Here is a 12,855-nt window from a genome sequence, read left to right as displayed (position 1 = left end):
TTAATAAATAAAATATAATTTTAATTTTTATTTATATATACATACATATATAATTTATTTATATATATATAATTTATTTATATATATATACATAATTAATATTTTATTTATTATAATATCATAATACCATCTTTATCTATTTTATTTAATTTAATATTATATTTTATTTTATTAACTTTTTCTTTTTTCCATATACTTTTTACTCTAATAAAATTTTCAGTATAACCATATATCCATCCTTTTTTATTTTCTTTTTCAAATAAAACATTATGCATTTTATTTAATTGTTTTTCATAAAAAAATCTTTTTTTTTTTTCTGAAAGTATTTGTAACATTTTTCTTCTTTCTTTTTTATATTTTTCTAAAACATTATTAACATTATTATTATATAATTTTTCTGCTTTAGTTTTTTTTCTGTAAGAAAAAGAAAAAACATGTAAATAAGATATTGGTAAATTTTTAATAAAATTATATGTTTCTAAAAAATTTTCTTTTGTTTCTCCTGGAAATCCTACTATAACATCAGCACCAATACATGAATTTGGCATCAATTTTTTTATTTTTTCTATTTTTTTAAAATAAAATTTGCTTAAATATCTTCTTTGCATTTTTTTAAGAATCTCATCACTACCAGATTGTAAAGGAATATGAAAATGTTGAACAAATTTTTTACTTTTATGAAAAAAATTAATTATTTCATCACTAAATAAATTAGGTTCAATAGAAGAAACTCTTATCCTTACTATTTCTTTAATATTTTCTATTTTATTTATTAAGTCTAAAAAATTATATTTAATTTTATTTTCAACGTAATTATAATCTCCTATATTAATTCCTGTTAGCACAATTTCTTTAACTCCATTTTTTACTATTTTTTTAATATTATTAATAACATTTTCAATTTTATCTGATCTAGAAAGGCCTCTAGCAAATGGAATAGTACAATAACTACATTTATAATTACATCCATCTTGAATTTTTAAAAAAGATCTAGTTCTATCATTTATAGAATAAGAATTTTCATATTTTTTAAACTCATATTTGTCACAAAAAAATTTTTTATTAATTTTTTTTTTTTTTAAAAAAAAATTATTAATATAATTATCTAAATAAAATTTTTCTTTATTACCTAAAATTAAATCTACTTCTTTTATTTTAGATATTTTTTTTGGTTGAAGTTGAGCATAACAACCAATAACAATAATAAAAATTTTAGAATTTTTTTTTTTTAAAGAATTAATTATTTTAATTAATTCTTTTTCAGGTTTTTCTGTAACAGAACATGTATTTATTATACATAAATCAGAAAATTTATTAAAATCAACTTTTTTAAAATTTTTTAATTTAGATACTTTTCTTATTATAGTAGATGTTTCAGAAAAATTTAATTTACACCCTAATGTATAAGAAGAAAATTTTAATATTTTTTTTAGTTTTTTCATTTTATTAAAAATAAAATATATAATATAAACAGTTATAAATAACAATTAATTAATATAAATGAACATTTTTATTATTATATTATTTTATGTATGATTATTATATGTAGTAAATATTATATGTAGTCCATATATATGCATGTTATATATAATGTTAATCCATCCATATATATAAATAACCTAAATAAACAAACATTTATTCATTTATTACAAATACATAACTACAACACTACAAAAATACATTTTTACAAAAAATACAAATATACAAATAATTATTATTTTAATTAATTTTAATTAAATATGAAAAATATAAAAAATGAAATTAAAAAAATAATTAAACGTTATAATTTAATTTATAAAAATTTTAATTTTGATAAAGAAAAAAAAAAAGTTTTTTTATATGAAGAAAAACTTTTATTATCATCTTTTTGGAATAATAAAAAAAAATATAAAAAATTTTTAATAAATTTAAAAAAAAAGAAAAAAAAAATTAAAGAATATGAATATATTATATCTTATATTGAAGATTTAAATATTTTACTTCATTTTTGTAATGAAAAAACAATATCAGAAAAAGAAATAAAATATTATTTAAATAAATTTAAAAAAAAAATTTCTTATATTGAAGAAAAAAATCTTTTCTTACAAAAAGAAGATGAAATGAATGCTATGATTCAAATTAATGCTGGTTCTGGAGGAACTGATAGTTGTGATTGGGCTAGTATTATAATGAGAATGTATTTAATGTGGGCTGAAAAAAAAAAATATAAAGTAAAAAAAATTCATTGTACTTATGGCGAAATTACAGGAATTAAATCTATTATTTTAGAAATAAAAGGAAAATATGTTTTTGGATTTTTAAAAGGAGAAAATGGAATTCATAGATTAGTTCGTATTTCTCCTTTTGATAATAATTCTAAAAGACATACTTCATTTGTATCAGTATATGTTTATCCTTTAATAGATGATAATATTAAAATTAATATTAATCAATCTGATATTTATTGGCAAACTTTTAGATCAGGTGGTTCTGGAGGACAACATGTTAATAAAGTAGAAACAGGAGTAAGATTATATCATAAAAAAACTGGAATTATTGTAGAAAATACAGAATCTCGTTCTCAAATAAAAAATAAAGAAAAAGCTTTAAAAATTTTAAAATGTAAATTATATGAAAAAGAAATTAAAAAAAAAAATGAAAAAAAAAATGAAATTGAATTAAAAAAGAAAAAAAATGAATGGGGATCACAAATAAGAAATTATATAATGCATCCATATAAATTAATTAAAGATTTAAGAACTGGAATGGAAACATCTAATGTAGAATATTTTCTTAATGGAAATATTGATAATTTTTTAACAAAATATTTAAACAAAAAAAAAATATTTAAATAAATTTTTTTTAATTATGAATTTAAATTTTAATAATTTTACTATTAAATCTAAAAAAGCTATTAAAATAGCAAAAAAAATTTCTAAAAAAAATAAAAATCAATATATAGAAATAGGACATTTAATTTTAGGATTATTAGAAATTAAAGATGATTTTATTTTTTTTTTTAGAAAAAAAAAATAAAAATTAAAGTTATTATAGAAGAAATTAAAAAAATAATATTTAGTTATCCAAAATTTGTTAATAAAATTAATAAACATCTTAGTAATGAAATTATTTGCATTTTAAAACACGCAAATATTTATTAAAAAAATATTAATGATAATTTTATTTAAATTGAACATATATTTTTATCAATGTTTAAAACAGAAAATAAAATTTCTAATTTATTAAAAAATAAATATAAAATTAATTATAAAGAAATAGAAAAAATTATTAATATTTTTAAAAAAATAAATGGAAATATTATTTATCAAAAATACGAAAATATTTATAATGCTTTGGAAAAATATACAAAAAATCTTAATCACCTTGCTAATGAAGGTAATTTAGATCCTATTATAGGAAGAAATTCAGAAATTAGAAGAGTTTTACAGATTTTATCTAGAAGAAATAAAAATAATCCAATATTAATAGGAGAACCAGGAGTAGGAAAAACAGCTATTGCTGAAGGTTTAGCACATAGAATAATAAATGGAGATGTACCAACAAACTTGAAAAATAAACAAATTTTGTCTTTAGAACTATCTAGTGTAATAGCAGGTGCAAGATATAAAGGAGAATTTGAAGATAGATTAAAATCTATTATTCAAGAAATAATTTTTTTAAAAGGAAAAATTATATTATTTATTGATGAAATTCATACTTTAGTAGGTGCAGGTGGTGGGGAAGGATCAATTGATGCATCAAATATTTTTAAACCTTATTTATCAAAAGGAGAAGTAAGAGTTATAGGAGCAACTACTTTAAATGAATATCAAAAATTTTTCGAAAAAGATAAAGCTTTAGAAAGAAGATTTCAAAAAGTTTACATTTCTGAACCAGATATTATTTCTTCTATTTATATTTTAAGAGGTATAAAAAAAAAATATGAAAAATATCATAACATTAAAATAAAAGATGAAGCTATTGTATCATCTGTAGAATTTTCTAATAGATATATTACAGATAGATTTTTACCTGATAAAGCCATTGATTTAATTGATGAAGCTGCTTCTAAAATTATAATTGAAAGAAATTATAAACCAGAATTAATTGAAAAATTAGATAGGGAAATTATTAAATTAGAAATTCAAATTGAATATAATAAAATAAAATCATTAAAAAAAAAATTATTAAAAAAAATAAAGGAAAGAAATGATTTAAATAAAAGATGGAAATTTGAAAAAAAAATATATAACAAAATACAAAAAACAAAGAAAAAAATAGAAGATTTACAAATTAAATCATATAAATTAGAAATATTAGGAGAATATGGTAAAGTATCTGAATTAAGATATGGAATAATTAAAGAAGAAGAATATAAATTAAAAATGTTAAAAAATAAAATAAATGAAAATAAAGTAAAAAATATTATAAAAGAAGAGGTAAATAAATATGACATAGCTGAAATAGTGTCAAAATGGACTGGAATTCCTGTTAATAAAATGGTTAAAAGTGAAAAAAAAAAAATATTAAATTTAGAAAATGAATTAGGAAAAAAAGTTATTGGACAAAAACAAGCAATTAAATCAATATCTGATTCTATAATAATATCTAGAGCTGGATTACAAGATGAAAAAAAAATAATTGGTTCTTTTTTATTTATGGGTACTACAGGTGTTGGAAAAACAGAATTAGCAAAATCTTTATCAGAATATTTATTTGAGAATGAAAAGAATCTTATTCGTATAGATATGAGTGAATATCAAGAAAAAAATTCAATAAGTAAATTTATAGGATCTCCTCCTGGATATATTGGATATGATGAAGGAGGACAATTAACAGAATTAGTAAGAAGAAAACCTTATTCTGTAATTTTATTAGATGAAATAGAAAAAGCTCATAAAGATATTTTTAATATTTTATTACAATTATTAGATGATGGAAGATTAACTGATAATAAAGGAAGAATTGTTAATTTTAAAAATACAATAATTATAATGACATCTAATATTGGATTTAATATTATTAATCAAAATTTTTTTGATAAAATGAATGAATTTGAAGATGAAAAAATAATTATTAATAATACAAAAAATAAATTAATTAATTTATTAAAAACTTTTTTAAAACCAGAATTTTTAAATAGAATTGATGATATAATTTTATTTAAACCATTAAATAAAAAAGATATAAAAGAAATTGTAAAATTACAATTAAATAATTTAGTAAATTTTTTAGAAAAAAAAGGAATTATAATGAAATATACAATTGATTCAATTGAATATTTAGCAAAAAAAGGATATAATCCTTATTTTGGAGCACGTCCTATAAAAAGATATATTAAAAATGATATAATAAATAAATTATCTAAAAAAATTTTAAAAGAAGAAATTAAAAAAAATAGTATTATTTTATTAGATTATTTTAAAGAAAAAGGAATTATTTTTAGAAAAAAATTAAATTAAAAATTAACATTTTTAATTTTATTCATTTTTTTAATTTTTTTTTCTAATTCTTTATTTTCTATTTTTTTAAATAAACAAAAGGGTTTACCTATTAAATGTCCAGGTTTAATTATATGTTTTATTTTTTTTATTTTTTTCCAATTTATTTTTTTTATATTAAGAAATTTATATAATTTTTCAGATGTTTTTGGTAAAAAAGGATATAATAAATGAGTTATTAATCCTATTATTTGAAAAGAAGTATATATTATATTTTTTAAATAATTTTCTTTTTTCCAAGGTTCTTCCTCAGTTAAATATTTATTTCCAATTTTTGCAATATATATAATCAATTTCATTCCATTTTTAAATTTGAATAATTTAATATTTTTTTCAATTTCTTTTTGAAAAAATTTAATTTTATCAATTATATAATAATCTTTTTTTCTTAATAAATTTGGTTTAGGAATTTTTTGGTTAAATTTTTTTTTTGTTAAAATCATAATTCTATATATAAAATTACCTAAAATTGCTATTAATTCATTATTATTATGTTTTTTAAATTTTTTCCAAGTAAAATTACTATCTTTTTTTTCTGGCATATTAATAATTAAAAAATAACGTAAAGAATCAATATTATTAGGAAAATATTTAATAAAATCATTAATCCAAATAGCCCAATTTTTAGATGTAGAAATTTTTTTATTTTCTAAATTCATAAATTCATTTGCTATAATTTTTTTTGGTATAATAAAATTTCCATGAGCTTTTAACATAATTGGAAATAAAATACAATGAAAAACAATATTATCTTTTCCTATAAAATGAATTAATTCTGTATTATCTACCATCCAATAATCTTTCCAATTTTTTTTATTTTTTTTAGCCCATTCAATTGTAGAAGATATATATCCTATAGGTGCTTCAAACCAAACATATAAAACTTTATTTTTTTCATTAGGTACAGGAACTCCCCAATATAAATCTCTTGTTATAGATCTTTTTTTTAATCCTTTTTTTATCCAAGATTTTACTTGTCCATAAACATTATCTTTCCATTTTTTTGAAAAAAACCATTTTTTTATAAAATTATTATATTTATATAATTTAATAAACCAATTATTAGTTTCTTTTAAAATAGGTTTTTTATCACTAATAATTGATTTTACATTTTTTAAATCTTTATTATTTAAATAACTACCACATTTTTCACATTGATCACCATATGATTTATCATTGTTACAAAAAGGGCAAGTACCTATAATATATCTATCAGCTAAAAATTGTTTTGCATACTCATCATAATATTGTTTAGATTTTTCATTAATTAAAATGTCTTTTTTTAATAATTTTTTAAAAAAATTAGAAGCAGTTTTATGATGAATTTTAGAAGATGTTCTAGAATAATTATCAAAAGAAATACCAAATTTTAAAAAACTTTTTTTTATAATTGAATGATATTTATTTATAATTTTTTTTGGTGTAGTATTTTCTTTTTTTGCTTTTATAGATATAGCTGCTCCATTTTCATCAGAACCACAAATAAAAACTACATTTTTATCAATGCATCTTAAATATCTAGAATATATATCAGATGGAATATAAACACCAGAAAGATGACCAATATGAATAGGACCATTTGCATATGGTAATGCAGCAGTAATTATATATTTTTTCATTTTTTTAAAAAAAAATTTAATTTATTTATAATATTTATTTAATTTATTTATAATATTTATTTAATTTATTAATTTATTTATAATATTTAATATTTATAATTATTTAATATTAATAATATTAATTATATGGTATGGATTTAATAACTTCAATAAGTAATCCTAATATTGCTTTAATAAAATATTGGGGAAAAAATTATAGACAAACGCCTTCTAATCCATCTATAAGTTTTAGATTAAAGAAATGTTATTCAAAAACAAAATTATTTTATAAAAAAAGAAAAAATTATAAAGAAGAAATTTCTATTAAAGTATTTGAAAAAGGAATAGAAAAAAATAATAATTTATATTATACAATTAAAAGTTTTATTAATGATATTTTACCATATTGTAATTATTTAAATAAATTCGATTTATTTTTTTATATAAAAACTAATTTTCCATATGGAGTTGGTTTAGCATATTCTTCTTCATTAATTAGTTCTATTTGTTTATGCATAATAAAATTAGAATATAATATAAAAGGAATTAATTATAAAAAATCTAATTTTTTTTTAAAAAAAGTTTCTTTATTATCTAGAATTGGATCTGGAAGTGCTTGTAGATCTATTTATCCAGGATTTGTTATTTGGGGTAAAAAAAAAAATATAAAAAATAGCAGTAATTATTATGCTATTCCATATAATAAAAAAATACATAATATATATAAAAAATTACAAAATACAATATTAATTATTGATAATAAAAAAAAAATTATATCTAGTTCAGAAGGACATATTTTAATGAAAAAAAATCCTTATTCAAAAACTAAATTTTTATTATCTAATAAAAATTTAGATAATTTATTTAAATTTTTAGAAAACGGAGATTTTAAAAATTTTGGAAATATTATTGAATATGAAGCTTTAAATTTACATGCTATGATGATGTGTTCTATTCCATATTATATGTTAATAAAACCAAATACATTAGAAATAATTTATAAAATATGGAATTTTAGAAAAAAAAATAATATATTAATTTATTTTACATTAGATGCAGGACCTAACATTCATGTTATATATCCTTATTCAGAAAAAAAAAAAATTTTATTATTTATAAAAAACGAATTAATAATATTTTGTAAAAAAATTATTAAAGATGAAATATCATATTAATTTTTTAATTTAAATTATTAATTTTAATATGGTGGATGTAGCTCAGTAGGTTAGAGCATCAGATTGTGGTTCTGATAGTCGCCGGTTCGAATCCGGTCATCCACCCAAAACTTTAATAAATGCATTTAATAAAAGAATTTTTTCCTTATTTAACAAAAAATCAAATAGAAAAATTTTCTTTAATGAAAGAAATATATAATTTTTGGAATAATAAAATAAATATAATTTCTAAAAAATCTTTAAATAATTTTTATATTATACATGTTTTACATTCTTTAAGTATAGCAAAAATTATTACATTCGTACCAAAAACAATAATAATGGATTTAGGTACTGGAGGAGGATTTCCTGGGATTCCTTTATCTATTTTTTTTGAAAAAAGTTATTTTTTTTTAATTGATTCTATTAAAAAAAAAATTTCTATTGTTAAAGAAATTATAAATGAATTAAATTTAAAAAATGTATATGCTTATTCTATAAGAGCTGAAAATATAGAATATAAATTTGATTTTATTATTAATAGATTTGTGATGAAAATGCCTTTATTAGTTAAATTAGTTAAAAATAAATTTATATTAAAATCTAAAAATGTTTTTAAAAATGGTATTTTTTCTTTTAAAGGAGGAAATTTAAAAAATGAATTAAAAAATTTTAATAAAAAAAATATAAAAGTATTTTATATATACGATTTATTTCCTATTAATTTTTTTTTGAAAAAAAAATAATTTATTATAAAATATAAAATTTATTTATATTAAATATTTTATAAAAAATATTATAAAATAAAAATATATATTATTTAATTTAAATATAATGATTATACCAATTTTTGTAAATAATGGTGTAATTTTATTTAGTAATTATCCAATTATAAAAAATAATTATTACCATATTTCACATATTAATATTAATTATATTATTAATGAATTATGGAATTATAAAAAAAAAATTATTAATATATATCATAAAAATATAAAAAAAATATGGTTTTTAATTTTTAAAAATTATAAAATTATAAGATCTTCTGGAGGAATTATTTTTGATAAAAAAGAAGAATATATATTATTTATTTATAGAAATAATAAATGGGATTTTCCAAAAGGAAAAATTGAAAAAAATGAAACTTCAAAAAAAGCAGCTATAAGAGAAATTATAGAAGAATGTGGAATAATAAAAAAAAATATTAAAATTATAAAAAAAATTAATAATATTTATTATTTATATAAAAATAAAAAAAATTATATATTAAAAGATGTTATATGGTATAAAATGATAATGAAAAATAAATTTAATAAATTTATTCCACAAAAAGAAGAAAATATTGAAAAAATATGTTGGATATATAAAAAAAACATAAAAAAAATTTTTAAAAAAACTTATCCTAGTATAAAATTTATTTTATATTTTATAACTAACAAAAAAAATTTTATAACGAATAAAAAAAATTAATGAAAAAAAAATTTTTTTATATTTATGGAATTCATCCTATTATTGAAGGAATAAAATCTGGAAAAAAAATTTATAAAATATTTATTAATAAAAATTACTCTAAAAAAAAAAATAAAAATAAATTAATTTTACTTGCAAAAAAAAAAAAAATTCCACTTTTTTTTGTTTCTTTAAAAAAGATTAATTACTTTACAAAAAAAAATCATCAAGGATTTATTGCTTTTATTTCTAATATTAATTTTTATAAAATTGAAAATATAATTCCTTTAATTTATGAAAAAGGTAAAATTCCTCTTTTATTAATTTTAGATAGTATAACTGATATAAAAAATTTTGGAGCAATTATTAGAACATCTGTTTGTAATAATGTAGATTCTATAATAATTCCTAAAAAAAATATTGCATCTATTAATTCAGAAATTGTAAAAAGTTCTTGCGGTGCAATATTTCACATTCCAATTTGTAAAGAAAATAATTTATTAAAAACTATTTTATTTTTAAAAAATTATGGAATAAAAATTTTTTCTATAACAGAAAAAGGAAATACTTTACTTTATAAAGAAAATTTTAAATGTCCAATGGCTATTATATTAGGAAATGAAGAAAAAGGTATATTAAATGATTATTTATTATTATCAGATAATAAAATTAGAATTCCTATAAATAATAAAATATTATCTTTAAATGTATCTGTTACTTGTGGAATTGTTTTATATGAAATTTATAAACAAAGATTAAAATAAAAAAATTAATAATTTAAAAAATTAAATTGTTTTAAAAAACGTAAATCATTTTCTAAAAACATACGAATATCATCTATTTCATAATATAAAATAGCTATTCTTTCTATTCCTAAACCAAAAGCATATCCAGAATAAATATTTGGATCTATGTTTACATTTTTTAAAACATTTGGATCTACCATACCACAACCCATAATTTCTAACCATCCAGTACCTTTTGTCATTTTTATATGATTTTTTTTTTTTTTTCCTAATAAAACATCAATTTCTAAACTAGGTTCTGTAAATGGAAAATAAGATGGTCTTATTCTAATTTTTTTATTACCAAATAAATTTTTTATAAAATATTCTATATTTTTTTTTAAATCTAAAAATGAAATTTTTTTATCTACACAAAGACCTTCAATTTGATGAAACATACAATTTGATTTTGCTGAAATTGTTTCATTTCTATAAACTTTTCCTGAAGAAATAATTCTAATAGGAGGTGTATTTTTTTTCATATATCTTATTTGAACTGAAGATGTATGAGTTCTTAATAAAAAAGAATTATTTTTTTTAAAAAAAAATGTATCCTGCATATCTCTAGATGGATGATCTTTTTCAAAATTTAATGCTGTAAAATTATGCCAATCATCTTCAATTTCTTGTCCTGAAATAAAATTAAATCCTATATTATTAAATATTTTTAAAATTTTTTTTTCTATTATAGAAATTGGATGTATAGATCCATAATTAATTTTTTTTCCAGGTAAAGTAATATCTGTATTAAAATTAATATCTGTATTATTACTTTTATTAATTTTTTTATTATTATTAATTTTTTCTAAAATATTTTTTTTTAATTCATTTAAAATTTTTCCTATTTTTTTTTTTTCATATTTAGAATGTATTTTTTTAAAATCTTTAAATAAAGAATTTAATATTCCTTTTTTTCCTAAATATTTAATTTTAAAAAAATATAAATCTTCTTTATTATGTAAAGATAAATACTTAATTATTTTTTTTAGTTTTATTATTTTATTTATCATATTTTTTATTTATTATATTAAAGTATTTTTATTAAAGTATTTTTAACAAAATTTAAAAATTATAATATTTTTTATTATTAAAAATTATAATTATTATTAAAACTTTATTTATAATTATTATTAAAATATTATAATTATTATTAAAATATTTTTATGAAAAAAAATTTATTATATACAAAATCACAATCTTGGATAAAAAAATTTAATAATTTATTAATTATTTCTGGACCTTGTAGTGCTGAAAATGAAAAACAAGTTTTAGAAACTGCAAAAAGAATTGATAAAAAATATGTTCAAGTATTTAGATCAGGAATTTGGAAACCTAGAACAAGGCCAAATAATTTTGAAGGAATTGGAGAAATTGGTTTTAATTGGTTAAAAAAAGTTAAAGAAAAATTTAAATTTTTAATAGCAATTGAAATTGCTAATTCAAAACATGTTGAAATAGCTTTAAAACATAATGTTGTAGATATTTTTTGGATAGGAGCAAGAAGTACAGTTAATCCATTTACTGTTCAAGAAATAGCAGAATCTTTATCTGGTACTGATAAAATTGTTTTAGTAAAAAATCCAATTAATCCTGATTTAGAATTATGGATAGGTTCTTTAGAAAGATTAATTAATAAAAATATTAATAATATAGGTGTTATACATAGAGGTTTTTCTAATTTTGGAAAATCAAAATATAGAAATAATCCTTATTGGAAAATAGCTTTAGAATTTAAAAAAAATCTTCCTAACATTCCTATTATTTGTGATCCTTCTCATATTTCTGGAAATAAAAAATATATATATGAATTATCAAAAAAAGCTATTATTGATTTTGGTTTTAATGGTTTAATGATAGAAAGCCATTGTAATCCTTCTAAAGCTTTAAGTGATGCTAATCAACAAATTATTCCAGAAAAAGTTTCAGAAATAGTTGAATTATTGAAAATAGAATTAAATCAAGAAAAAAAATATAAAATTTTAGATTTATTTAGATATCAAATTGATGAAATAGATGAAAATATAATATCTTTATTATATGAAAGAAGTAATGTTTCTAAAAATATAGGTAAATTTAAAAAAAGAAATAATATTAATATTATTCAATCTAAAAGATGGGAAAAAATTATTAATAATTTTAATGATTTAAAAGAAATTTTAGGTTATTCAGAAAATTTTAAAAAATTTATAGATGAATTATATAAAATAATTCATGATAATTCAATTTTTATTCAAAAAAATATAAAATTATAATTATTATAAAATAAAATTATAATTATATAATAAAATAATATTAAATAATAAAATAATAAAATATTTATTAAAATATTTATTATTTATAATTTATATTAATATTTAATAAGATAAAATAAATTATAAATAATTTAATA

At 16.6% G+C, this 12,855-nt stretch carries 9 protein-coding genes, 1 tRNA gene and 1 pseudogene; 8 read left to right on the top strand and 3 right to left on the bottom strand.

Annotated features, from left to right (window positions below; translation table 11 throughout):
* Nucleotides 1-110: 110 nt before the first annotated feature.
* Nucleotides 111-1,442 (bottom strand): tRNA (N(6)-L-threonylcarbamoyladenosine(37)-C(2))-methylthiotransferase MtaB, encoded by a 1,332-nt coding sequence (gene mtaB, locus KHQ18_RS00465; protein WP_212113191.1) that lies wholly within the window; start codon nucleotides 1,440-1,442, stop codon nucleotides 111-113.
* Nucleotides 1,443-1,739: 297 nt separating this feature from the next.
* Here mtaB and prfB point away from each other — a divergent pair, with 297 nt between their 5' ends.
* Nucleotides 1,740-2,834: a peptide chain release factor 2 gene (gene prfB / locus KHQ18_RS00460; RefSeq protein WP_212113190.1), complete on the top strand. Its 1,095-nt coding sequence runs from the start codon at nucleotides 1,740-1,742 to the stop codon at nucleotides 2,832-2,834.
* Between the two features lie 13 nt (nucleotides 2,835-2,847).
* Nucleotides 2,848-5,441 (top strand): annotated as a pseudogene (locus KHQ18_RS00450) (ATP-dependent Clp protease ATP-binding subunit).
* Here the strand turns inward: KHQ18_RS00450 and metG are convergent.
* The gene (gene metG / locus KHQ18_RS00445) at nucleotides 5,438-7,099 is read right to left on the bottom strand and encodes a methionine--tRNA ligase (protein ID WP_212113187.1); all 1,662 of its coding nucleotides are present in this window, start codon (nucleotides 7,097-7,099) and stop codon (nucleotides 5,438-5,440) included. The pseudogene KHQ18_RS00450 and the gene metG sit on opposite strands and share 4 nt — an antisense overlap.
* 131 nt (nucleotides 7,100-7,230) lie before the next feature.
* Here metG and KHQ18_RS00440 point away from each other — a divergent pair, with 131 nt between their 5' ends.
* The 5 genes from KHQ18_RS00440 (at nucleotide 7,231) to rlmB (ending at nucleotide 10,445) form a co-directional block, all read left to right on the top strand.
* Entirely contained in the window at nucleotides 7,231-8,253 is a 1,023-nt protein-coding gene (locus tag KHQ18_RS00440) for a diphosphomevalonate decarboxylase (RefSeq protein ID WP_212113186.1), read from the top strand.
* 31 nt (nucleotides 8,254-8,284) lie between these two features.
* A tRNA-His gene (locus KHQ18_RS00435) sits at nucleotides 8,285-8,358 on the top strand.
* A gap of 14 nt (nucleotides 8,359-8,372) precedes the next feature.
* Nucleotides 8,373-8,978: a 16S rRNA (guanine(527)-N(7))-methyltransferase RsmG gene (gene rsmG, locus KHQ18_RS00430; protein WP_212113185.1), complete on the top strand. Its 606-nt coding sequence runs from the start codon at nucleotides 8,373-8,375 to the stop codon at nucleotides 8,976-8,978.
* Between the two features lie 88 nt (nucleotides 8,979-9,066).
* Nucleotides 9,067-9,702 (top strand): NUDIX domain-containing protein, encoded by a 636-nt coding sequence (locus KHQ18_RS00425; RefSeq protein ID WP_212113184.1) that lies wholly within the window; start codon nucleotides 9,067-9,069, stop codon nucleotides 9,700-9,702.
* A complete protein-coding gene (rlmB, locus tag KHQ18_RS00420) occupies nucleotides 9,702-10,445 on the top strand; it encodes a 23S rRNA (guanosine(2251)-2'-O)-methyltransferase RlmB (protein ID WP_212113183.1) in 744 nt (247 codons plus the stop codon). Before KHQ18_RS00425 ends, rlmB begins: the two co-directional genes overlap by 1 nt.
* A 5-nt stretch (nucleotides 10,446-10,450) precedes the next feature.
* Here rlmB and pheS read toward each other — a convergent pair whose 3' ends face one another.
* Nucleotides 10,451-11,476: a phenylalanine--tRNA ligase subunit alpha gene (gene pheS / locus KHQ18_RS00415; RefSeq protein ID WP_212113182.1), complete on the bottom strand. Its 1,026-nt coding sequence runs from the start codon at nucleotides 11,474-11,476 to the stop codon at nucleotides 10,451-10,453.
* A 153-nt stretch (nucleotides 11,477-11,629) separates the two neighbouring features.
* Between pheS and KHQ18_RS00410 the strand changes: the two genes are divergently transcribed.
* Nucleotides 11,630-12,718: a bifunctional 3-deoxy-7-phosphoheptulonate synthase/chorismate mutase type II gene (locus KHQ18_RS00410; protein ID WP_212113181.1), complete on the top strand. Its 1,089-nt coding sequence runs from the start codon at nucleotides 11,630-11,632 to the stop codon at nucleotides 12,716-12,718.
* Nucleotides 12,719-12,855: the final 137 nt, after the last annotated feature.

Source organism: Candidatus Shikimatogenerans silvanidophilus, assembly GCF_018200315.1.
In the GTDB taxonomy this organism is placed as follows: domain Bacteria; phylum Bacteroidota; class Bacteroidia; order Flavobacteriales; family Blattabacteriaceae; genus Shikimatogenerans_A; species Shikimatogenerans_A silvanidophilus.
The sequence above is the reverse complement of the archived record's forward strand: the minus strand, read 5'-3'. Positions and strand labels throughout refer to the sequence as shown.

Coding starts and splice junctions, on each gene's coding strand:
- mtaB (WP_212113191.1), bottom strand. CDS start 1,442: ATGAAAAAACTAAAAAAAATATTAAAATTTTCTTCTTATACATTAGGG.
- prfB (WP_212113190.1), top strand. CDS start 1,740: ATGAAAAATATAAAAAATGAAATTAAAAAAATAATTAAACGTTATAAT.
- metG (WP_212113187.1), bottom strand. CDS start 7,099: ATGAAAAAATATATAATTACTGCTGCATTACCATATGCAAATGGTCCT.
- KHQ18_RS00440 (WP_212113186.1), top strand. CDS start 7,231: ATGGATTTAATAACTTCAATAAGTAATCCTAATATTGCTTTAATAAAA.
- rsmG (WP_212113185.1), top strand. CDS start 8,373: ATGCATTTAATAAAAGAATTTTTTCCTTATTTAACAAAAAATCAAATA.
- KHQ18_RS00425 (WP_212113184.1), top strand. CDS start 9,067: ATGATTATACCAATTTTTGTAAATAATGGTGTAATTTTATTTAGTAAT.
- rlmB (WP_212113183.1), top strand. CDS start 9,702: ATGAAAAAAAAATTTTTTTATATTTATGGAATTCATCCTATTATTGAA.
- pheS (WP_212113182.1), bottom strand. CDS start 11,476: ATGATAAATAAAATAATAAAACTAAAAAAAATAATTAAGTATTTATCT.
- KHQ18_RS00410 (WP_212113181.1), top strand. CDS start 11,630: ATGAAAAAAAATTTATTATATACAAAATCACAATCTTGGATAAAAAAA.